At 39.1% G+C, this 22,536-nt stretch carries 18 protein-coding genes and 1 pseudogene; 7 read left to right on the plus strand and 12 right to left on the minus strand.

What is annotated here, in order from left to right:
• Window positions 1-46: 46 nt before the first annotated feature.
• Both pal and ACFIJQ_RS08040 read right to left on the minus strand, forming a co-directional pair.
• A complete protein-coding gene (gene pal, locus ACFIJQ_RS08035) occupies window positions 47-568 on the minus strand; it encodes a peptidoglycan-associated lipoprotein Pal (protein ID WP_375629710.1) in 522 nt (173 codons plus the stop codon).
• Between the two features lie 202 nt (window positions 569-770).
• Window positions 771-1,466 (minus strand): DUF1013 domain-containing protein, encoded by a 696-nt coding sequence (locus tag ACFIJQ_RS08040; protein WP_273787698.1) that lies wholly within the window; start codon window positions 1,464-1,466, stop codon window positions 771-773.
• Between the two features lie 367 nt (window positions 1,467-1,833).
• Between ACFIJQ_RS08040 and ACFIJQ_RS08045 the strand changes: the two genes are divergently transcribed.
• Window positions 1,834-2,580 carry a YebC/PmpR family DNA-binding transcriptional regulator gene (locus tag ACFIJQ_RS08045; RefSeq protein WP_005774608.1) on the plus strand — a complete coding sequence of 249 codons (747 nt, stop codon included), beginning with the start codon at window positions 1,834-1,836 and terminating at the stop codon, window positions 2,578-2,580.
• A 1,062-nt stretch (window positions 2,581-3,642) separates the two neighbouring features.
• Here ACFIJQ_RS08045 and tolB read toward each other — a convergent pair.
• The 10 genes from tolB to ACFIJQ_RS08095 form a co-directional block, all read right to left on the minus strand.
• Window positions 3,643-4,968, minus strand: a complete 1,326-nt coding sequence (tolB, locus tag ACFIJQ_RS08050) for a Tol-Pal system beta propeller repeat protein TolB (RefSeq protein ID WP_015856942.1) — start codon at window positions 4,966-4,968, stop codon at window positions 3,643-3,645.
• A 43-nt stretch (window positions 4,969-5,011) separates the two neighbouring features.
• Window positions 5,012-6,562, minus strand: a complete 1,551-nt coding sequence (locus ACFIJQ_RS08055) for a cell envelope biogenesis protein TolA (protein WP_375629714.1) — start codon at window positions 6,560-6,562, stop codon at window positions 5,012-5,014.
• A 107-nt stretch (window positions 6,563-6,669) separates the two neighbouring features.
• The gene (tolR, locus tag ACFIJQ_RS08060; RefSeq protein ID WP_273787696.1) at window positions 6,670-7,122 is read right to left on the minus strand and encodes a protein TolR; all 453 of its coding nucleotides are present in this window, start codon (window positions 7,120-7,122) and stop codon (window positions 6,670-6,672) included.
• A gap of 15 nt (window positions 7,123-7,137) precedes the next feature.
• Window positions 7,138-7,851: a protein TolQ gene (gene tolQ, locus ACFIJQ_RS08065; RefSeq protein WP_015856945.1), complete on the minus strand. Its 714-nt coding sequence runs from the start codon at window positions 7,849-7,851 to the stop codon at window positions 7,138-7,140.
• A 1,737-nt stretch (window positions 7,852-9,588) separates the two neighbouring features.
• Window positions 9,589-10,029 (minus strand): tol-pal system-associated acyl-CoA thioesterase, encoded by a 441-nt coding sequence (ybgC, locus tag ACFIJQ_RS08070; RefSeq protein ID WP_015856946.1) that lies wholly within the window; start codon window positions 10,027-10,029, stop codon window positions 9,589-9,591.
• Window positions 10,030-10,241: 212 nt separating this feature from the next.
• A complete protein-coding gene (gene ruvB, locus ACFIJQ_RS08075; RefSeq protein ID WP_273787695.1) occupies window positions 10,242-11,336 on the minus strand; it encodes a Holliday junction branch migration DNA helicase RuvB in 1,095 nt (364 codons plus the stop codon).
• Window positions 11,337-11,349: 13 nt separating this feature from the next.
• Entirely contained in the window at window positions 11,350-11,964 is a 615-nt protein-coding gene (gene ruvA, locus ACFIJQ_RS08080; RefSeq protein WP_375629718.1) for a Holliday junction branch migration protein RuvA, read from the minus strand.
• Window positions 11,965-11,977: 13 nt separating this feature from the next.
• A complete protein-coding gene (gene ruvC / locus ACFIJQ_RS08085) occupies window positions 11,978-12,493 on the minus strand; it encodes a crossover junction endodeoxyribonuclease RuvC (protein WP_375629721.1) in 516 nt (171 codons plus the stop codon).
• Between the two features lie 1,581 nt (window positions 12,494-14,074).
• A complete protein-coding gene (locus tag ACFIJQ_RS08090) occupies window positions 14,075-14,593 on the minus strand; it encodes a DUF1465 family protein (protein WP_015856950.1) in 519 nt (172 codons plus the stop codon).
• Window positions 14,594-14,775: 182 nt separating this feature from the next.
• A complete protein-coding gene (locus ACFIJQ_RS08095; protein WP_375629723.1) occupies window positions 14,776-15,918 on the minus strand; it encodes an OpgC family protein in 1,143 nt (380 codons plus the stop codon).
• 366 nt (window positions 15,919-16,284) lie between these two features.
• Here ACFIJQ_RS08095 and ACFIJQ_RS08100 point away from each other — a divergent pair, with 366 nt between their 5' ends.
• The 6 genes and pseudogenes from ACFIJQ_RS08100 (at window position 16,285) to ACFIJQ_RS08125 (ending at window position 22,306) form a co-directional block, all read left to right on the plus strand.
• A complete protein-coding gene (locus tag ACFIJQ_RS08100; protein WP_375629726.1) occupies window positions 16,285-16,947 on the plus strand; it encodes a thiamine phosphate synthase in 663 nt (220 codons plus the stop codon).
• A 311-nt stretch (window positions 16,948-17,258) separates the two neighbouring features.
• Window positions 17,259-18,005, plus strand: coding sequence for a TIR domain-containing protein (locus tag ACFIJQ_RS08105; protein WP_375629729.1), 747 nt, complete (start codon window positions 17,259-17,261; stop codon window positions 18,003-18,005).
• A gap of 553 nt (window positions 18,006-18,558) precedes the next feature.
• Window positions 18,559-18,924, plus strand: coding sequence for a helix-turn-helix domain-containing protein (locus ACFIJQ_RS08110; RefSeq protein WP_375629732.1), 366 nt, complete (start codon window positions 18,559-18,561; stop codon window positions 18,922-18,924).
• A gap of 342 nt (window positions 18,925-19,266) precedes the next feature.
• Window positions 19,267-20,310 (plus strand): tetratricopeptide repeat protein, encoded by a 1,044-nt coding sequence (locus tag ACFIJQ_RS08115; RefSeq protein WP_273787685.1) that lies wholly within the window; start codon window positions 19,267-19,269, stop codon window positions 20,308-20,310.
• Window positions 20,311-20,907: 597 nt separating this feature from the next.
• A pseudogene (locus tag ACFIJQ_RS08120) lies at window positions 20,908-21,276 on the plus strand (helix-turn-helix domain-containing protein).
• Between the two features lie 631 nt (window positions 21,277-21,907).
• Complete coding sequence (locus ACFIJQ_RS08125) at window positions 21,908-22,306, plus strand: hypothetical protein (RefSeq protein ID WP_273787684.1); 399 nt, start codon at window positions 21,908-21,910, stop codon at window positions 22,304-22,306.
• The last annotated feature ends 230 nt before the right edge of the window (window positions 22,307-22,536 follow it).

The following is a 22,536-nucleotide window of genomic DNA, read 5'->3' on the forward strand; positions in this document are numbered from 1 at the left end:
TTCCCCTTAAGAGCTCATTGAATAGTTGAAACAAACAATCTTCTTTTTAATGACTATTCATGTCACTCAACGTTGTCACAGCACGTCGATTTTGATTCCAACAGGAAATATCATCACATACTGCTACAGGTCTTTCTTTTCCGTAAGAAATTGTTTGAATCCGTTGTTCAGACACACCTAGAGATACCAAATAGTTTCGCACAGCAACAGCACGGCGCTGTCCAAGTGCCAAGTTATATTCACGTGTTCCCCTCTCATCAGCATGACCTTCGATCATAATAGAATAATAAGGATAATGAAGCAACCATTCCGCTTGGCGCATTAAAATACGTTCAGCATCAGCATCAAGTGAAGAAGAATCGAGACTAAAAAATACGCGATCACCCACATTAACCGTAAATTCTTGTCCTGAGCCTGGTGACACCTGATTCAAACCAGCATCATTCATATAAGCGCCATTCATACCGTTAAGTGTACCGACATTTTTTTTGCCACACCCACCCAAGCATAGTGAGAAAAAAAAGAGGATAGCTAAAGAATGAGAGAAGGTTTTTTTGGTAGAGCGCATAGTCCGTTTCTCCTTGAGTGTCGTAAAGAAGGGTAAATTCTTAAAAATATTTTCAAGAATAACCGTTAATTCCTAATGAAGACGAAATTTTTCTGTTTTTTTGGTCATCATTTTTATTTTTGAGTCTCTGCCAAATTTTCTTCTCTCCAGCCATTCCTCTAACATTTCCATAAGAAATGTTTCCCTTATACGTTATGGCTTTTTATGCATCATCTTGATCTTGACGATTTTTTTGCAGCGCGTTCAACTTTGCAAAAACTTTATCAGCATCAAAAGTCTTATGCAGATTTTCTTCACGCTCATTTTCCTCTAGGTCAGCGTTTTCCGTCACAGAAGCGGGAAGCAACGACCTATCTTCTTCTGCAGCAACAGGGCGATTTTTCGCCGCACGCTGGAGCTCAAAATCTAAATCAATTTGCGAACACAAACCAAGTCCTACAGGATCAAGAGGAACCAAATTTGCACTATTCCAATGGGTTCTAAGGCGGATTTGTTCAATTGTCGCTTTTGTTGTCCCAATCAACCGTGCAATTTGTGCATCTTTCAACTCGGGATGGTTCGTAACCAACCATAGGATACCATTGGGACGATCTTGGCGTCGAGAAAGAGGGATATAGCGCGCCCCTTTGCGTTTTTTTTCAGGAATATGCACCCTAGATTGAGAAATTTTCAAGCGTGCGTTTTGATCAGCCTCCACCCGTGCAATTTCACTGCGCGTCAATTGCCCAGAACTAATCGGATCTAAACCTTTAATACCATAAGCCGCATCACCATCGGCAATAGCTTTTACTTCCAAGACATGCAATTTACAAAATTCTGCAATCTGATCAAAAGAAAGAGCTGTATTATCAACCAACCAAACAGCTGTTGCTTTGGGCATCAAAAGTTGCGTTGCCATTTTTATAAATCCTCTTCTGCGCCTCTTCTATGAGGCCGGTTACCGCCCACTCAAGAGCACTAGAACTTTTTATATGTTAGGTCTCTCCAACCACTCCTAAAACAAAGCGAGGCATGGAATAAACCATTTTGCCATGAGATTACATTCTGTTATAGCGTTATTTTTGCTCAACGACAAGAGATCTCTCTTGTAATGATCCTCAACTAAGGTGTCTTTACCTTTAAGATGAATTTTCTTATAAAGGGTTTATTCGATTATTTCACCTCATGCCGTGGCACATTTATTCTGGTGGGATGCGTGTTTTATCGCCTTAAATTCTTAAAGAGTATCCAACTGGAAAGAAAGCCCTAAAATAGGAAGGAAAACTATGGCAGGCCATTCACAATTTAAAAATATTATGCACCGTAAAGGGCGTCAAGATGCAATGCGCTCGAAAATATTTTCTAAGCTTGCGCGCGAAATTACCGTAGCAGCAAAACAAGGTGCTCCTGATCCAGCCATGAATCCCCGTTTAAGGCTGGCTGTTCAAAATGCCAAAGCACAATCGATGCCGAAAGATAATATTGAACGCGCGATTAAAAAAGCTTCAGGCACCGATGTCGAAAATTATGATGAAGTACGCTATGAGGGCTATGGACCAGGCGGTGTTGCCGTCATTGTTGAAGCTTTAACCGATAACCGCAACCGCACCGCTTCAAATGTGCGCGCCGCCTTCACAAAATCAGGAGGAGCCCTAGGAGAAACAGGATCGGTCAGTTTCATGTTTAATCGGATTGGTGAAATAATCTATAAGCCAGAAGCAGGAACAGCCGATAACATCATGGATGCAGCAATTGAAGCCGGTGCCGAAGATGTGCAATCAGAAGAAACCGGACATCATATTACCTGCGCATTTGAAGATATTGGTGAAGTTTCCAAAACTCTTGAGGCAAAACTTGGTGAAGCAGAATCGATTAAAACGATTTGGAAAGCCACCACCCTTGCACCAATAGATGAAGAAAAAGCTTTGTCCGTTTTACGGCTGATTTCAACATTAGAAGAAGATGATGATGTACAAAATGTTTATGCCAATTTTGATGTCAGCGATGAGATTTTGGCAAAATTATCTGTATAATTCCCACCATTTGCATAAGCCCTCTCTTCATTCATGAGGGCTTCAAAAGCATCTGTCACCTTTCCTCTTTATCCGCACATATAAAAGCCCCGCGTCAATAGCGGGGACTAACCGTTGGTGCAACAAGAAAACCGCCATTAATTCCAGAAAACATCACCAAAAAATAAAGCATAAAAAACTCTGTAGTCTCACGCCTTTCTTACATACCCCAAAGATTATCCCTATAGCCCCTCTCTATCTGATCTTTTTGTTCTTTAAGATTAACCTCCCCACCCTCAAGTAATGAAGATGATCCGGTCTGTAAACAATACGGATTTTCTTGACGTATTCCTATGACGAATCACCCATGGAATTCACTTGAAACTTACGGCTCATAAAATACACACTCCCCTAAATATTCGCCACGCACTTAAAAAAATACTTAAATATCTCAAGGAGGTTTATATGCCCTATATCGCCACACCTCAAATGACAGTGTTTTACAACATCACAGAATAAAAATAAGCAAATGAAAAGCTAGAGCTGATTGTTTAGCAAAGTATTGTATAAAAAGCCGGTATATCTCTCCAATCCGTTGCGGATAAATTTTTAACTTTATAGCATCGTATGTTTCATAAAATAATGTCATTTATCTTAAAAATCTGTCCTTTTGCTATTACCGATCAGTCAATATTCAGACCTAAAACAACAGCGTACTTGAATAAAACACATCAGAAAGCAACAGAAAAACACCCTTGACAAGAGTCCAGACTCTTCGCAAGCCAAAACGAATAGGAAGTCAAAAATATATAGCGACACTTTGAATAAAAAGTTGAAATCTAGAGACCTCAGAATTTTCGACTATATTTTTTCAAGATATCGTTTTTGAATTTTTTTAAGCATTTTCCCCAAGGAAATTCCATTGTCGATAAACAACCGTAGATGATAGATGAAATCTACATAACTCCCCATGCCCACTATAATCAATTCCTTCTTTTAAATAATCAAAGACAATTGAGATTGTGTAAACTTGAAACTGTATAGACTATATTCCTTCTATATTCTGTTTTTAAGCATTTTGTTTTACTGTATATTGAGCAATGGCGACCATGCTGGATCCGAAGCATCATTGGGTGTAGGGAGTTGTCGTTCATTGCGTCCTGTAATGTCAATCGTATAAATTTTTGGTCCCATACCGGGATTTTTGCGAAAGAACATCAGCACACGACCATTGGGTGCCCAAGTTGGTCCTTCATTATGAAAACCCGTGGTTAAAATTCGTTCTCCTTGTCCATCAGGGCGCATAACACCGATAGAAAATTGCCCACTTAATTGTTTTGTAAAGGCGATATAGTCACCCCGTGGTGACCAAATAGGTGTCGAATAACTCCCCTCATTTGAAGAAATACGCTGAATATCACTCCCATCCGCATTCATTTTATAGATTTGCGGCTTTCCACTACGATCTGAGGAAAAGACGATTTGTTTTCCATCCGGTGAATAAGAAGCAGAAGTATCGATAGCAGACGTTGTTGTAAGTCGCGTCATTGTACGAGTTCGTAAATCCATGGTGTAAAGATTTGCACTGCCATCATTTTGTAACAAACTCATGATGACCTTTTGTCCATCAGAAGAAAAACGCGGAGCAATTGTCATGTTATTAAACGTCCCGATCAACTCTCTTTGTCCCATTTCAATTTGTTGAAGATAAACATGAGGTACTTGATTGTCCTCATAAGCCATATAGGTCATTTCTTGTCTTTTTGGGGAAAACCGCGGTGTAAGAACCAATTCACTTCCATCAGACATATAAATCAAATTTGCGCCATCTTGATCCATCATTGCTAAGCGTTTAATGCGTGCATTTTGGGGGCCCGTTTCATCGATAAAAACAATTCGTGTATCAAAATAACCACTTTCTCCTGTCATCTCACTATAGATCTCATCTGCGATCATATGTGCCACACGCCGCCAACGTTCTGTCGCAGTATAAAAACGCCGTCCTTTCAATTGTCTTTGTCCAAAAACATCCCATAAACGAAAATCGACCCTCAAACGTCCATCGATTTCCCTCATGACTTGCCCCGTAACTAAACCTTGCGCTTTTATTTTCTGCCAAGACGCAAAATGCGGTTGTTTATTAGGATTAGAAATGTTTTCAAGAAAATTTTCTTTATTAAGCGGTAAAAAAAGCCCCGACCGCTCAAGATCGGCTGTCACCACAGCAGATATTTTCAACCCAATCGAATCATTGGAAATAAAGTCTGTAATTGCAATGGGAATGGGATTAAAATCAGCGCTCGAAATAGTCCCTTTCAATTGCGCATAACCCGATGAAATACTTGAAAGCCACAACCCGCAAGTGACAATAAACCAAGCAAAAACTTTATGTCTCGTTATAGTCATCATGGAATGTGTCCTTTCGTTAAGCCAATTTATTTTTTCTCATTTATCATCTTATTTCTTGGAGGGGATCAACATTAAAGTCAAAACCTTGCCCCCATAGATCATATTGATCACGTGGGAGATCTGCATAAGGTTGGCATGAAAAGACAGCGGCATACACCTGCCTCATCATAATAGCTTGTTGACTCTCAAGACCGCTTACGGGATCAATGATAGGATCGCCCACAACCATCCCTTCACGATCTAAATAAAATCGCAACCGCACAACCGGACGGTTTTTTAAATCGCCACCAAGCGCCACAAGTTTAAGCTTCTGTTGAATACATCCCCCCGCAATATTGACCAATGTTTGTGCCATTTTTGTGGTATCATCAATGTTTTTTCTTGCACCCAAAGCTTCTGGTGTATGGGAACGTTTTGCTCCCCCTCCTTGTGACCGCGCACGATTGAGTAAATTATTTTCCTCCAGTGCTAAAATATCTTCAATGGTCTGTTTCTCTTGGTTTTTCTTGTTAAGCTTTGGCGTCTTTTGATTCAATGCAGCCCCTTTCTTCCTTGGGAATTCTTCGTCAAATTTTGGTTTAAACTGTGGAAGAAAAATTTTTTCTGGAAGTGTAATTTTGGGTGCTTGATGAACAATCTGCTCTGCTGGTACTTTCTGTACCGTTGGAGCCAATTCTTTTGGCGATATCATCTCTTCATTTTTGTGCGCAGGCTTGAGTGCATCTTCCGGAGCCTTCAAAGGCATCTCAGGTGCAACCTTAGGAGTATCCTCCGGTGGCGTGCTCAAAGGCACCTCAGGTGCAACCTTAGGGGTATCCTCCGGTGTGCTCAAAGGCATCTCAGGTGCAACCTTAGGAGTATCTTCCGGCGTGCTCAAAGGCATCTCAGGTGCAACCTTGGGAGTATCCTCCGGTGTGCTCAAAGGCATCTCAGGCGCAACCTTAGGGGCATCCTCCGGCGTGCTCAAAGGCATCTCAGGCGCAACCTTAGGGGCATCCTCCGGCGTGCTCAAAGGCACCTCAGGTGCAACCTTGGGAGTATCCTCCGGTGGTGTGCTCAAAGGCATCTCAGGTGCAACCTTGGAAGTATCCTCCGGTGGTGTGCTCAAAGGCATCTCAGGTGCAACCTTAGGGGCATCTTCCGGCGTGCTCAAAGGCATCTCAGGTGCAACCTTGGGGGTATCCTCTGTTTTTGCTTCTAATAATTCTGGTTTTGTAAGTTCGGGTGCAAATGTTTCTGACGTGTTCTTGCTTGGTGGTAGCGATGCTGTTTCAACAGAACGCAGTTTTTCCTTTGGTTGAAAAGGTGCTAGACTATCTATTTGTCCCTCTCCAATATGGCGTGCATCTTCTTTCTCTTGTGGTTGCATAGTTGGTTTAACGGCAGGAATTGCACGGATAGGAGCCTTCACGGATCCTTGTTGAGAGGACAACTCGTCCACTAAAGGAGCAAGAGTGATAGGAATTGCTTCCAATGGTTGTGGTAAAGAGACAGAGCTTGTAAACTGAACGGCTCCCCAACTGAGAAAAATGACATGGACCACAAGGGATAAAGCCAAGCCTCGTTTCATGCTATGATAGGAGTCTTTGTTCATTCTTTATGCCTTATTTATGACTTATATTTTTTCATTTTTAATCACTCTGTGCTCTTTTAAAAACACTTAAAAACAATAGGTTATGCGCAAATTTTATTACTTATTATTTATTGTGCTAGACTTGCTAACGCAACTTGAGAAAACCCCGCTTTTTGAATATCCGCCAGCAGTTTTAATACTTGCTGATATTCAACAGTTTTAGCAACCCGCACAAAAACCCGTTGATCTTTTTGTGTAGCATCTTCTTCCAGAAGAGTTTTAAGGTGTGCAATCAGTGCTTGTGACGTTTCATAATAATCTTGATTAATGGCAAAGCGCCCTTGCGCGTCAAGTGAAACCGTAAGGGGCGTTTTTTGAGCTCGTACGGGACCCGCTTGACTATGAGGCAAATCTAGAGGAACACCGTTCACTAAAAGGGGGGCAGAGACCATAAAGATAATCAACAAGACCAGCATGACATCCACAAAAGGAGTAACATTGATCTCACTCATCAGTTGGCTTCGTGAATGATAGCGCCTACGTGTATTTTTGCGAGAAGAAGAAGCAACAGAAATTCCCATGGGATAAGCTCCTTTTTATAATGAGGAAGGCGCTGTGCGTGTTTCATCAATACGCCGCGATACAATTGTTGAAAATTCATCAGCAAAATTTTCTATTTGTGCAATGATGCGCGCACTTTCATGAGTCAACTTGTTATAAGCAATAACGGCTGGAATTGCTGCAAACAAACCAATAGCGGTCGCCAAAAGCGCTTCTGCAATCCCTGGCGCGACAATGGCAAGTGATGTATTTTGAGAAGCTGAAATAGAAAGAAAAGACTCCATAATACCAATAACTGTTCCAAAAAGTCCGATAAAGGGTCCCGCAGATCCCAATGTCGCAAGAAAACTTAATTTTGATTCTATTTTTTCACTTTCACGCCCCAGCGTCAAATCCATAGCCTTATCAATTCTGCTCTGCAAACTTTTCGATGTATGGGTCCCTTTTTCAAGAGATTTTTTCCATTCAATCATTGCCGCCATAAAAACAGCAGATATACTATTGGTGTGTTGACTTTTACATGACGCATAAAGATCTTCTAGCGCTTTGCCTGACCAAAATGTACGTTCGAACTGCTTTATTTCACGCCGTATTCTCCGATACGTAAAAATTTTATCAAAAATAATTGCCCAACTCCAAATGGAAGCGAGCAGCAACCCGATCATAACACCTTTCACGATCCAACTCGCTTGCATAAACAAATGCAACATTCCAATTGTTTCCGGATTCGTTAGTTCACCATGCGGCATAATTTTTGTCCCTCTAAATAAAAGGTGTATTTTTTAAAATTCTATAAAACAGATTATTTTATAGTTTCTAAATTTAAGTAAAAAACCTTAGTCTCACATAAATTCATGTGCTAAAACAAGACTTGTTTCTTAAATTTCTTTAAAAAGTGATGACGAGAGACATCCCTCAACACACGCCCCCCTCATTTCACAACAGCATTTATGAATAATATAACGATAAAGCCTTCCCCATAAATGCTATAAAAATAAAAGATATAAAAATGCGTGATATCAAATCTATTATACACCACCATCTTTACGCTCATGAAAAGAAAGCTAAACCCTCATACACGTTTTAAGCTTAAAATGCAGCGATAAGTCTTAGTACTTGAAAACATTCATAAGAGGCATTTTTATTCCTTATCTTAAGTGTTTTTGTCCCCACTCACCAAGCCCGCTTGTGACATGTAAGAAAATGTTTTTGATGAATTGGCAGCAATAAAGCTTGAAAAGAAAACATCTTACAAGTTTCAGAATTATCTAAAAGTGACAACGCAATGAATTATCATTATAAATAAATATGTTATAATCATGAAAGACTGCGCTTTACCTCAGACTATTTTCTCTCATTTTGCATCAAATTTAATACGGGGACACCCTCGGGCACAAAAAAACGACAATAAACCACCATAAAATACCTCACAACAATGTGCCTCACCCATGCACCCCTATTGTAAGTCCCATATAATCTAGTGTAAGTCTCATGTAATCTCATTGTGTTGTGAATTTGCCCATTTCAATGCCTATCATCTCTCTCTGACACCATGGTATAACGTAAAAGCTTCTGTGACGTGAAAAAAGCCTTTTCACATCTTTACTTCATGAAAACTGGCTTCTTCGTTCTCTTTTCTCACTTGCGATATTTGATCGTTATTACATTGAGAATGATCCATAAGAAATATTTTTACAATTTTTTCAATGATTTATATTGCTCATCTTATGATGTATAAGCCTATGATTTTAATTGTTTCAACATGAATAAATTTGAAATGAAAGTATTTTACTCTATTACTCTATTGGGGTTTGTGCCCATGAGAAGTGATAATTTACCTTTCCAAGTCGATCTATCATATAAAATAATGTGCTTTTGAAACTTTAAATCAAGAATGCATTTCTGCTTTGTATACATTGATCTCTCACTCATTCACTGCGTTTAGAAGCGCAGATAAAGCCATGTATTATGGATGAAAATGGATAGGACATGCGCTCTTGTGATGCCAAATGACAATCCAGCAAAAAAATCAAATTGCTTAAAATACTCTTTGGGTGTTTTGAGAAAATTTTCGACTTAATGGCTTATTATCACTTTATTGCAACATTGCAATATTTTGCTGGGTATGTGCATTTTTATAAAAATAAATCTTAATCCATTTTTATTTCTTTTTTTGTTTTGTCCTTTTCTGCTGTTTTCTTATGCCAACGAACCTTTCTTCAAAAGAAAGAAAATATCTTGATTTTATAGCAGAAAATAGATGATGAGACATTGATTTTGAATCATAACATAGATGAGGCGTGTTTAATTTTGTGGAATATCATCTTCAATTTATTGTAGCTACTGTAGTAGAAGCGCTTTCTTTTGATGTATCGTGTGACCTTGTTGGAAAATATTTAGGCTATGATAAATGTATGATCTTAGATTGTAGATTACTTTATATCCCCTGATCTCTCCTGAAGCTGCTCATTCAATGAATAACACTTTTAACCAAGCATTTTTGCAAAAAGTTCTTTGGGTAAACGTCGCGGTTTTGCCTCCTCATTAATCAGAGCAATTTCAACTTTGGCTGTTACCAACGTGGTCGCCTCATGCAAAATAGATTGCTCCATAAAAAAGCGTGCCCCTTGGATATGAGTAACACGTGTTTTTACGACTAAAAGATGATCAATTTTAGCTGGTCTTGAAAAATTAATTTCCATATGACGCACAACAAAAAACAGTTTTTCCCCCTCAACCCCTGCTGCTAACATCTTATTATTAAAACCGGTATCCCGTAAAAACTCTGAACGTCCTCGTTCAAAAAACTCAAGATAACGCGCATGATAAACCACACCGGAAAAATCTGTATCCGCAACATAAACGCGGACCTGAAAATTATGAAAAGCATTTGTATGATTGCTCTTAAAAGGAGTTATTTCTGTCATTGACTTCATGTCCCATAAAATCATTTAATATAGCAAATTGTTTATCAATCAAAAGATTGAACACATTTTTGTGTTGAAGTTGTGAAAAGCAAAAGCCCCCTTAATCGTGCAAGACCTTTTTGGTCAGAATATGCTAAAAGAAGCACATCTCTTGTATTTTATGACCTTACTATAAAATATTCACATAGTTTCTTTTAATTAAAGAGAATGTCTTAGTCATCTTCCCCATCCCATAAAGACGCCTGAAGTGATGAATTGTCTTGAGCATCAGAAAGTTGAGAACGCCTTTGTATAGACGTTGTAGAGACAGGAGCAGAAAGCCCTAAATGGCTCCAAGCCTTTTCAGTTAGAATGCGTCCACGAGCGGTTCTTTGAATAAAACCTTGTTGGAGCAAATACGGTTCAACAATATCTTCAATGGCATCGCGTGGTTCTGATAAAGCAGCAGCAATTGTTTCAATCCCCACCGGTCCCCCTAAAAAAGTTTCCGCAATCAGGAGCAAGTAGCGGCGGTCAAGCGGATCAAGCCCAAGATGATCGACCTCAAGGCGCGAAAGCGCTTCATCGGCGATTTTTTGGTCAATTTGTTTTGCCTGTTTAACCAAAGCAAAATCACAAACGCGCCGCAAAAGCCGCCCAGCAATACGAGGAGTCCCCCGTGCTCGGCGTGCAATTTCATGAGCACCATCATCACTGATCTTGACGGCAAAAAGCCGTGCATTACGCTGCACAATATATTCCAATTCTTCTATAGTATAAAAATTTAGACGAATTGGGATGCCAAAACGGTCTCTCAGCGGTGTGGTCAAAAGCCCCAAACGTGTGGTTGCCGCTACCAAAGTAAATTTAGCCAGATCAATTTTCACCGAGCGTGCCGCCGGCCCCTCCCCAATGATCAAATCAAGTTGATAATCTTCCATAGCTGGATAAAGAATTTCCTCAATCGCCGGATTTAAGCGATGAATTTCATCAATAAACAAGACATCACGTTCTTCGAGATTGGTCAAGAGAGCGGCTAAATCTCCTGCTTTAGCGATGACCGGTCCTGAAGTAGAGCGAAAATTAACGCCTAATTCTTTTGCCATAATCTGTGACAGCGTTGTTTTTCCTAACCCCGGAGGTCCTACAAACAAAACATGATCCAGCGCTTCTTGCCGCGTTTTTGCTGCTTCAATAAATATTTTTAAATTAGCCCGTGCCGCTTCTTGACCAATAAAATCATCGAGAACTTGTGGTCTTAAGGAACGATCTGGATCGTTAGGAAGGGGAGCGGAACCCAGAAGGCGTTTATCTTCATCTTTATGCATTGTTACCTTGATCTTAAGTAGGAGAAGAAAGCAATTTGAGACTATGGCGGATCAGCAGGGCAGAAGAAACAGTTTCCTCCTCAAGAGCGTTCATCGCAAGAGCAAGAGCACGGGATGCTTGCTCCCGCTCAAACCCTAGCTTCATCAACGCAGAAAGCGCATCATGCGCAGGTTGATTAGTCATCTCACGCTGAGAAACCGAAACAGTCTTGGCCGCTTGTTCAAAGGGGAGTGTTTTACTTTTCAACTCACCCACAATTCTTTCACTGACTTTTTTACCAACGCCCGGCGCTCGACTAATCATCGCAATATCGTTTAAGGCAATAGCTTGAGCGAGTTCATCTGGCAATAAAGTACCCAAGATTGCCAAAGCAACCTTCGCCCCTACTCCAGGAACATTTTGTAGAAGACAAAACCACTCCTGTTCAGCTCTTGTAGCAAAACCAAAAAGGCGGATTGCATCTTCCCGAACATGCGTTTCAATAAAAAGGCTTAATGCCTCCCCAACAGAGGGTAAAGAAGGACGGAGCCGATTTGACACAAAAACAACATAACCCACACCGTGAACATCAAGAAGGATATGATCATCAAAGATATGTTCAAGGGTGCCCTTTAATTTACCAATCATGTTGCCACCCCAATCATATCGCCATCCTTGCCTGATAAGATCGGTCAATACTCTTACGATGCATACTATGACAAAGAGCAAGAGCAAGAGCATCAGCCGCATCACTGCTATCAAATTCAGCCCGTGGGAGGAGAACTTTTACCATCATATGGATTTGTTCTTTAGACCCATGTCCAACACCAATAACCGATTTTTTCACTTTGTTGGGCGCATATTCAAAAACAGGAAGAGTTGCTTGCGCAGGAACCAGCAGTGCAATTGCACGCGCTTGCCCAAGTTTTAAAGTTGCTGTAGCATCTTTGTTGACAAACACATGTTCTACAGCGGCTTCATGGGGCATAAATTGATGCACAACCTCTGAAAGACCTTTGTGGATCTGACATAGTCTAGAAGCCAGCTCACACTTTACATCAGAAGAAACCGTCCCTGCTGCAATAAACTGAAGACGATTACCAGCAACATCGATAACGCCCCACCCTGTACGCCGTAATCCGGGATCAATGCCTATAATACGAATCGTCTCTGCCATAAACTACAGTCTATACACTTTTCCCCCCTGTGAATAAAGATGTGAATAAAGACAAGACCACAAAGAAAACAACAACCCAAGACAAAACCAGTAAAAAGATGATCATGCCCCCCAATTATAACACGCAACGAACAGCATCTTTATGGAACATACTTTATGAAGCATCACTGAAGTCAATCAAAACCATTCACACATCACAAGCAAACACCCTATAAAGCATAAAAATTCCCTTTCTGTATCATTTCCAATGCCATAACAGTTAAACATCGCAAGCGAGCAAATAGATCAGTGCTGGATTGTACATTCATTAAGTGTAAAGAGACTATGCAATGGATGCTATACACTTTGCGGAAACTTTTTACGTTATAGCATGACACTACCATAATAAATCAATACATTGATTTATAGAGATAATTCATTATTTTGTATGTTGAATAAGAATCCCGAATATCGTAAGATTTTCTCATTACAAACCTCTTTATATTGAATCAATCAAAATCTTTTATCTGCACATCACACGTGGGATTTCCGTGTGAAGTGAACCTGTGCAAGAAAGGACTAAAAATGCCTCTAATGAACCGTCTCAAGAGCCAAGGACTGTCGCAACATTGAGGACTGGCAAATATTTTGCAAGCGTAAAGATGAGGGAGCTCAATGGGATGTAAGCAAGAACTGAGAGGTGTTTTTGAATATGCCCATTACACCACAATGACATTGCATGGAAAGGAGACATATGCATGGAGAGGGACGTTATGCATGGGACACAGAGAACCCCAGAGGCATTTATTATATAGCACTTTATATAGCATATAGCGCTTTATATAGCACTTTAATTTTGGATGTTTTATTTTACGCGAAGAAAATAACTTCCATTCAAAACAAGAGAAGCCCAAAAACTGACACAATGTGTATCATCCTCATTAACACACGCTTTACAGCAACTTTATAGACATAAATTATAGAGCATAAATAAATTGATGTACAAGCCCCAGCTCTATCTAGCGCCTGATCATTATCATAGCCAAAACAAAATCACACGATATATCAACAGAAAGTGTTCCAGCTGCAATCAACCAAAGCCGATTTCCACAAGACCAACCATACCCCATCCCATGCCATAATTCGAAATCAATACCTCTCAGCTATAAGCTCAAGATATTTCCTACGCTCAAATAGAAATTAGGCAGAAAAAAGCACTCTAGATTGGTTTTAGTTGTGACATTTTGGTTGTAAAAAATGGGTAGATTGCTCTAAATATCGCAAGAAAGAAGCAAGGCGCTATTCTTCTCAAAACACCCCCAAAAGCTGTTTTCAGTAATTCGATTTGTTTTCCCACTGGATCGCTTAAACTACAGCCTCCCCTTATTTACCAGCGCGCTTAAACTATAGCTGCATATCTAAACGAAAAAATGCGCGCTTCTAAACGCAATGAATGAGAAACAAATTGGCGGGAAATTTCTGGCAATTCATGCCAATGCGGGGTTTCAAGTTCCAATATTGGTGTATGGAATGACACTTTTATAATTTCTTTTTTATTTGTTCTGATGACATTTCCCCTTCGCGCAAAGCTAGGGAATACCTCTAAGAACGCCCAAAGGCAGTTTTGAGCAATTCGATTTGTTTTCCTACTGGATTATCATCTTCTAAGGCACAAGAGGCTGCAGTTTCCCACCCAGCACGCATATACTGTATGCGCGCTTCTAAACGCAATGAATGAGAAACAAATTGGCGGAAAATTTCTGGCAATTCATGCCAATGCGGGGTTTCAAGTTCCAATGTCGGTGTATGAAGTGATACTTTTACAATTTCTTTTTTTATTTGTTCTGATGACATTTCCCCTTCACGCTCTGCCCGAAGAAGAAGGAGTTGAGAAGCAATTTGCATCAGTCGTGTACTTAAATACATAGCTTCTTTCGCATAGATTGCAGAAACTTCTGCCGAAAGGGAACGTGCCACTAATTTCCCTTCTGAGTCAATATACGCTGCGGTTTTTTCAATCAGCGCCATTGTTTCTTCATAGAGACGATTAAAAGCATTTTCAAAAGCATTATGCTCAATCATGATAATAGGTTCATCATATGGACGTTTATGTACACTCACGCTTTTATACTCCAAGTATCAGCACAAAATTACACCACTCAACGAATAGAGTATTAAAAAGTTTCTTTTGTTGCTGTGTAGAACGCTTTTTTTTTAAACTGCTACCTCTTTTAATTTTTTTGCGCAACGCGCTTTTTATACTAAGGTTAACGCACCCAACAAACACTACAGGAGCGTTTTTCTTATAAACGGATCAGTTTCCTTGAAAAGGACCACTGCCAAGATCGCCGTCTTTCACAATAATAGGCGACTCCAAATTGCAGAGCAATACCCGTTATTATTAAGAGGGTATCGGAAAAAAACGTTCCTGTCATCACTGTTTTTATAATTTGTCCAAACATCGCAAAAATGGTTCCCGTTACAAAGACCGGTAAACTATGTTTTCCTAAGATTGCTAAAGGATGTTTCTGAGAGACATAAAACCATTTATTGATGCTCGGTAAAGAAAGAATAAAAAAGGCTAATGCAAGAACATGGAGTAAACGTGGCAAGCTTAAAAAGGTTTTATTAAAGTTCAACAATGGGGAAGACCAGCCAAGCCACCCCAAAATACCCCACCAGTTTAAGCGAACCCATAACAGTGCCAACAAGAGATAAGCTGCCGCACAAACAATCCAAAAAGACTGAAAAGCGATTGTTTTTCCTTGTTTAAGCGCTAAAGTACTGGTCAATCCTATGACGAATAAGAATTGCCAAGACAAAGGGTTTAAAAACCATTTTCCTTCTAAAGGATAAGAAGGAGGAGCAATTTTATAAAATCCGCAGATAAGATACAGCGTAAACGAACCAAAAAGCAGCCACTTTGTCTGTTTACAACTCAAATAAAGGATAAAAGGCGCAAAAAACATCAAAACGATATAAAGTGGAAGAATATTATTATATCCCAATTGATGCCCAAAACTTAAAGTACTCAAAAATGCGATAACAGGCTCTGTAAAAAAGAGTCTCATATTGTTCATTGATAAAAGTTTTTCTGTTTTCCATAATAAAAAGGCAGCAAAAAAAAGACTTAACGTGACAAAGGTAGTAAAAAGATATGCGCCATAGAGCTGCAAAGCTCTGTACCACAGTTTTCGGATGATAAAAGCAAAGGATTTTTGCTGTAACCGTCCATGAAAGCTTAATCCAAGAGCAATCCCTGAAAGCAAAACAAACACTTCTGCACAATCAGAAAAACCGAAATTTCTATGGGTAAAAGACTCATAGATCGTTCCGGGAATATGGTTGATGAAAATCGTCAATAAAGCTAAAGAACGAAAAACGTCAATACGCGTATCACGGCGAAAAGGCTCAGTTTTATGCTCAAGAACACCTTGGTATTTCATCAGTGGACTCCCACACGCCACAAACCCCTTGAAGTCCCATAAAAATGGTGGTTACCCTTATTGCCAACAAGCATAAACAGGATGAAATTTTAATTTTTAAGAGTCAAGTTTCATTTTAAGCGTTTATTTTTTAAAAGGCAAAATTTTTTTAAAGGTAAAAGAACGAAAAGAATCCATACATGTATCACAGCAAAAAGGCGACATAATTATGCTTAAAAACACTCTCATTTCTCATAAGCAGGCTCCCACACACCCACAAATCCTTTAAATCACGTGAAAATGGTGGTCACTTTCATCGCAAATAAGCATAATAGAATGAAACTTTAATTTTAAGCATTATTTTTCTCTAAGAAACAGGGATTTGACATGACAGAACAAAAAAATAAACCAATTGATCCGCCTCTTTTCCCTCAGTTGATTTTAACACTCGATGTTCGGCGCAACACCCCACACCCATTTTTGCAGCAAATTTTGCAAACAAAGTCTTTTGCATGCGTCATCCTCTATGATTCTGAAAAGTTGAAAGATGATAGCTCTTTTTTACAACAACAAGCGCAAACTTACGCAGAAGATATTCAACATCATGACGCAGCCCTTCTCATCGCTGATGACAGCCGTATTGCTGGGCGCATAAAGGCTGATGGATTGCACATAGAAGATGATCTTAACGCTCTTGAAAGCTTCAAAAATCAGCAAAAGGAGCAAAAAATCATAGGCTTTGGCAATCTGCGCAATCGCCATAGTGCTATGCTTGCAGCGGAAACAGGTGTTGATTATCTATTTTTTGGCAAATTAGGGGCTGATAAAAAACCCCATGCGCACCCCCGCAATCTCCAGTTAGCAACATGGTGGGCAGAAATTATGCAAACCCCCGCCATTATCCAAGCAGGAAGCGATTTTTCAACCTTTGATGAAGCCTTAAAAACTGGATGTGAATTCATTGCTGTAGAAGAAGTGATTTTGGGAAACGACAACCCCTTAATACTGCTTAAAACAATGCAAGAAAAATGTGAAAACACCCCCTTGTAATATAGGAGGAGAATTTATAAATAAAGTGTTAACTTTCGTGCTTCTTATATAGAGCACATAACGGCATATACAAATAGGAGAAAAATTCGTTTCGTTCATTCATAATTCAATCAGATCGCTTCATCACGCAGTAAAATTTCCCATCATTTAGTCAAGTTTTCCCACGTTTCAATCAATTGAATGGAAGGTGACCGTTTCTTTTTGTGCATCGTATAAGAACATGAAATCATAAAGCTATTTAAATTCAAATAGTTATAAAAATAAACCAACATTTTATATTAATAGCCAGCAATATTGAAAGAATATAAACAGTGAAATATAGCGGAACCTTCGAAGACCTTAAAGATATAGTTAAAACAGCTGGATATAAAATCATAGAAATTAAGTCTCTATCACTTAATTCTTCTAAAGGATATCAGATCAAAACCTCCGAAGGAGGCGTTATTAATTGGTATGAAAGCACAGGAACAATCAACGTTCAAGGCAAAGAAAACATAAAACAAAAGTTAATAGAAGATTTAGCAAAGCATATAGAAGAAACATCAACGATTCCTTCCTCAAAAACTGCCCCCAATCCCTCAAATAAAAAAATCTTTATCGTTCATGGCCATGATTGTTATGCCTTAACGGAGCTTGAAAATGTTCTTCTCAAGCTTGGTCTCGAACCATACATCTTACAAAACACGAGTGGTAATGGTTTACCCATCATTCAAACTTTGAAAAAAGAAATTTGTGACAGTTCTATAAGTTTTGGTATTGTACTCCTCACGCATGATGACATGGGTTATGCTATATCTCAAGGTGCAGAAAAAATTCAACCCCGTGCACGACAAAACGTTATTTTCGAAATGGGCATGTTAGCTGCCGCACTTCCTCTTGAGAGGATTGCTATTCTACAAAAAGAAGGCATTGAAATGCTTTCAGATGTTGGTGGAGTTTACTACCTTTCTTTTAAAGAACAGGTAAACGAAACATTTCCCAAACTTATTACGCGCTTAGGAGAAGCTGATTTCTCTTTTAATACAAATACAATTACTCGTGCATTAAATTCAATTTGAATAATGCTTATGTTTATTTTTTAAAGCGCACGCCCAAAACCACAAGGCACCTCACCACATGCCACAGACACACACATCCTATAGCACAGAGAAACGATCACCCCACTCTTATTCAAACAGCAAGCGATTGTGCAAATTTAAATGAAGAGACCGCGTGTGAATTCATTACCGTGGAAGAAATCATTTTAGTCTCTTTGATAAACGCGGGGCTGATGTCATGATTTTGACAATCATTCCAGAGAGATTTAAGAGGCAGATAGCCTCTCATAAAAAAACAAATTTTGTAAGTAAAAAACTATTTTTATTGTAAATTTCCTGAAATTACTTTATGAATTAAAAGATGTTTTGGTCGCATACGCAACGACCAAAAGGGGCCTTGAAAACCCTAGATCCGAGCGTAAAAATGAACCCACTTTGTGGGTATCCCGGAATTCCGGGAGTTTTTGCTATGTCCAGGTGCTTTAAGCACTAAAAGCAAAAAGGCTGACTCGGATTCAGTGTTTTCAAGCTCCCGGAATACTAATGCGAGGGCGCTCGCAACCGGCGGGGAAAAATGCAATCTCAAAATCTTAATATTGATCTTTTTGTTGGCAAAAAAATTCGCTTAAAACGAAAAATGTTGAAGATGTCTCAAAAAACATTAGGTCAACATTTAGGTGTCACTTTCCAACAAATCCAGAAATATGAAAAAGGCTTAAATCGTGTCAGCGCAGGGCGTTTAATGGAAATTTCTGATATTTTGAATGTTCCACTTTCCTTTTTTTACGCGGATATCTTAACAAAACAACAGCCCCCATATCACCATGATGAAATCGCATCGAGCACAGAGGAATATCTGCTGCTCAAAAGATTTAGAACTCTCACAACGGTAAAAAAGAAAGCCTTTTTACAGCTCATCGCTGATGAGAATGCAAGCTAACATCACACGGATAGCGCACTATTCATAAGCATTCATACGTATTTTAAAAAGCAGCCCCCATTGTAAGCATTTTTTCATTTTAGGAGGAGATGCCCTTAATATAATAGAAGATAAGCATTTTTACACACGATACCCCTTCATCATTATTATTTTTAACAGGATTGTTTTAAACAGTCTGGCTCTCGTCGACATTTATGCTATTTTTTTAAACTTACCCAACCCTACCTTAACTAAGATGAAAAACTGAGAAATAAAAAGTAATATAGAAATGAGATTCTTATACGGCTTGTAATGATGAAAGAAAAATGTGAAAATTCTGATCGGTAATGAGGAGAAAACACCATGATCAAGAGAAGCGTGAAGCTGCTTATCTTAGGCGTGATTGGACTTGCAAGTTCTGCTGTCAATTCAGCTGGAAACACTGAAGAATTCTCAAGTTCTGAAGGCTCTTTCAATACGATTCAAGAAGCTTCAAACACTCAAGAACCTTTTCAGCCCTTAAAAGCTGGAGACTATGATCAAGCCTATGACTATTACATCCAAGGTTATTATTTAAAAGCTTTTCGTGAAGCACTCCGACGTGCTGAAAAAAATGATCCTTTTGCACAAACTCTTCTTGCCAGAATTTATATGGAGGGATGTGCTGTCCCTATTGACGGTGCGCGTGCTGCTTTATGGTTTGAACGCGCCGCAAAACAGGGGGAACCCCAAGCACAACTACGCTATGGACTTATGTTGTTTGATGGTCACTTTATAAAACAAAATCAAAAACTTGGCGAACAGTTCATTCAAAAAGCTGTCAATGCAGGCGTCAAGGAAGCCTATTTTTATTATGGACAACTGCTTCTTTATAAAGCCTCACAGGAAAAACAAGCTCTCCCCGGTGTTTCTTCCCAAAGTCGTGAAAATGAAGCAATAGAGAAAGCCTTAAAATGGTACTTAAAAGGTGCTGCTCTTGGAGATGCTGAAGCTGCTTTTTCTGCTGCAAAAATTCTTGCCTTAGGCACGTTAAAACGCCCCAAGGATGATCGCAATGCCCGCAAACTCATGGAGGTAGCGGCTCAAAACAACCACTTAAAAGCTCAACTTCATTTAGCACAATGGCTTATACAGGGGCGTGGAGGAGAAACAGATTTTCCCCGTGCTTTTCATTTACTTCAAAGAAATGCTATCAACATGATAGCACCAGCACAGATTTCCCTTGCTAGGCTTTATCGAGATGGCACAGGAACAAAAGGCGATATAATAATGGCAGCGGCATGGTATATGCTCGCAAAGGAAGCAAAAATGCAAGCCCCTGATCTTGAAATGATGCTCCAAGGCATGGATAAAACACAACTAGAAAAAGCGCACAAAGAAGCAATAAAGCTCCTTCCTGTTTTTTAAAATACTCCTCTCTGCTTCAAAAAGATAAAATTTATAGAAATTCCGGGAGATTTTGCACTGTCCAGGGGCGATAAGCACTAAAAGCAAAATGCTGATTCGGATTCAGTATTTTAAAGCTCCCGGAATACTAATGCGAGAACGCTCGCAACCGGCGGGGAGAAATGCAAACCAAAGATCTTTATAACGACATTTCCATTGGTAAAGAAAACGCACTGGTATCATTTGCTTAAGCAAACAATATCCAATAAGCAAAAGAACTAGGCTATCGCGCAAATTCCAAAAGCTCTATTTTTTCATTCTTTTTGCTTGGATGAAAAACACGCCAACTCTCAGTAAAAAACTATTTTTTATTGTAAATTTCCTGAAATTACTTTACATATTTAAAGGTATTTTGATCGTATACGCAACGACCAATAAGGATCTAAAAACCCGAAAACTCGTACATAAATTTACCCCGCTTTGTGGGTATCCTGGGATTCCGAGAGATTTTGCACTGTCCAGGTGTTTTAAGCACTAAAAGCAAAATGCTGATTCGGACTCAGTATTTTCAAGCTCCCGGAATACTAATGCGAGAACGCTCGCAACTGGCGGGGAGAAATGCAAACCAAAGATCTTTATAACGACATTTTCATTGGCAAAAAAATTCGTTTGAGACGAAAAATGCTAAAAATGTCTCAAAAACATTAGGTCAACATTTGGGTGTTACTTTCCAACAAATCCAGAAATATGAAAACGGCTTAAATCGTGTCAGCGCAAGGCGCTTAAAAGAAATTGCCGATATCTTAAATGTTTCGGTTTCCTTTTTTTACGCGGATATCTTAACAAAACAACAAGCCCCCATACCACCATGATGAAATCGCATCAAGCACAGAGGAATACCTGCTTTTAAAAAGATTTAGAGTTCTAACCTCGATAAAACAAAGAGCCATTTTACAATTACTCTCTGATCAGAATGAGAACTTTTAACATTATGATATAGGGCGCTACACTCTCTGTTCTTAACTTGCCTCCCACCCCTCAAAGGACAGAAGTCCCTTCCCTATCCAGTTGGTAAACAATCCGTCTTCTCAGAACAGAACTCTTTTAGCTTCCCATTTCATGTGGCTCATTTCACAAGATTATCCAGACAAGCCCCCCTCATATATTCACCACACATTCTCATAAAAATATCACATGTGCAAAGTTTGATACCTTACAGCACCACACCTCAAACGATAGTATTTTACAGCAAACAGAATAAGCATTCATGCGTATTTTAAAAAAGATAGCCCTCAAAAAGCAATGCTTGAAAATTTTTTTGGTCGATCTGGAACAGCACCTAATGCATCATTTTATAATGGTGATAGAGAACATGATCTTAACATGCAAACGTAAAAAATTGCTTTTTTATCACAATCACCAAAAACAGCTGTCTATTAAAATATACGCCGCAAGAAGCACTTCAAGCAACCTTTACAGCTGAAACCATTATTCATTGATTAATTAACCGATTGATTAGATACCGATATGTTGTTAAGTAGCTATAGGTAAAGTTGCTCTTAATTTCTGGAATAGGAGCTTCGCAAAAAAGAGCAACAATAAGTAAGGGGAATTAACGATGTTAAAATATTTATTGCTGTCACCGGTTGTGTTGGTGGCAGGTTGCGCATCTGTAGGCAATTATTCATCAAACTATGTTGATCAAAGTCTTACAAAGCGTCAGGCACAATTAGTCGCTAACAAATTTATTAGCGGTAACAAAGGGTTTTTACCACCCGCTACAACCACACTTCTTATAAAGAAAAATAATACAGCAGACAACTTTACTCCTGTATTTATCAATCTGTTGCGACAGAATGGATATAATGTGATTTATACAGATCAACCCCAAAAACAACAAAACATGGGTGTGAATTTGAGTTATAGAATAAGATTAAATAGTAGCACTATAGTGTCTCTTTTTCAGTATAACGTGAATGGAGAGCCGCGTTCTTATATAAATACTCATCCCAGATGAACCCGCTATTTAATGTAAACATTCTCTATATTTTACACGTAAAGACTTAAAAGCTCTTGCGAAAGCCAAAGAGATTTGCACCTCAATAAAAAACCTCATTTTTAGCCAGAGTGGATAAATTTTATTATAGATTGTAACAATACAAAATAGTGTAAGTTATAGCTTTAAGATTTAAGGAAATAAGAATACTAAAAATAATGAAAATGCCCCATACCCTAGCAAATTATTAC

It is taken from the genome of Bartonella sp. TT67HLJMS (assembly GCF_042193375.1).
In the GTDB taxonomy this organism is placed as follows: domain Bacteria; phylum Pseudomonadota; class Alphaproteobacteria; order Rhizobiales; family Rhizobiaceae; genus Bartonella; species Bartonella grahamii.

Excerpts from the sequence above, each read along its gene's own strand:
- pal (WP_375629710.1), bottom strand. The coding sequence starts at position 568 with ATGCGCTCTACCAAAAAAACCTTCTCTCATTCTTTAGCTATCCTCTTT.
- ybgC (WP_015856946.1), bottom strand. The coding sequence starts at position 10,029 with ATGACAGAAATAACTCCTTTTAAGAGCAATCATACAAATGCTTTTCAT.
- ruvC (WP_375629721.1), bottom strand. The coding sequence starts at position 12,493 with ATGGCAGAGACGATTCGTATTATAGGCATTGATCCCGGATTACGGCGT.
- ACFIJQ_RS08100 (WP_375629726.1), top strand. The coding sequence starts at position 16,285 with ATGACAGAACAAAAAAATAAACCAATTGATCCGCCTCTTTTCCCTCAG.
- ACFIJQ_RS08115 (WP_273787685.1), top strand. The coding sequence starts at position 19,267 with ATGATCAAGAGAAGCGTGAAGCTGCTTATCTTAGGCGTGATTGGACTT.
- tolQ (WP_015856945.1), bottom strand. The coding sequence starts at position 7,851 with ATGCCGCATGGTGAACTAACGAATCCGGAAACAATTGGAATGTTGCAT.
- ACFIJQ_RS08110 (WP_375629732.1), top strand. The coding sequence starts at position 18,559 with ATGCAATCTCAAAATCTTAATATTGATCTTTTTGTTGGCAAAAAAATT.
- ruvB (WP_273787695.1), bottom strand. The coding sequence starts at position 11,336 with ATGCATAAAGATGAAGATAAACGCCTTCTGGGTTCCGCTCCCCTTCCT.
- tolR (WP_273787696.1), bottom strand. The coding sequence starts at position 7,122 with ATGGGAATTTCTGTTGCTTCTTCTTCTCGCAAAAATACACGTAGGCGC.
- ACFIJQ_RS08095 (WP_375629723.1), bottom strand. The coding sequence starts at position 15,918 with ATGAAATACCAAGGTGTTCTTGAGCATAAAACTGAGCCTTTTCGCCGT.
- ACFIJQ_RS08125 (WP_273787684.1), top strand. The coding sequence starts at position 21,908 with ATGTTAAAATATTTATTGCTGTCACCGGTTGTGTTGGTGGCAGGTTGC.
- ACFIJQ_RS08045 (WP_005774608.1), top strand. The coding sequence starts at position 1,834 with ATGGCAGGCCATTCACAATTTAAAAATATTATGCACCGTAAAGGGCGT.
- ruvA (WP_375629718.1), bottom strand. The coding sequence starts at position 11,964 with ATGATTGGTAAATTAAAGGGCACCCTTGAACATATCTTTGATGATCAT.
- tolB (WP_015856942.1), bottom strand. The coding sequence starts at position 4,968 with ATGATGACTATAACGAGACATAAAGTTTTTGCTTGGTTTATTGTCACT.
- ACFIJQ_RS08055 (WP_375629714.1), bottom strand. The coding sequence starts at position 6,562 with ATGAACAAAGACTCCTATCATAGCATGAAACGAGGCTTGGCTTTATCC.
- ACFIJQ_RS08040 (WP_273787698.1), bottom strand. The coding sequence starts at position 1,466 with ATGGCAACGCAACTTTTGATGCCCAAAGCAACAGCTGTTTGGTTGGTT.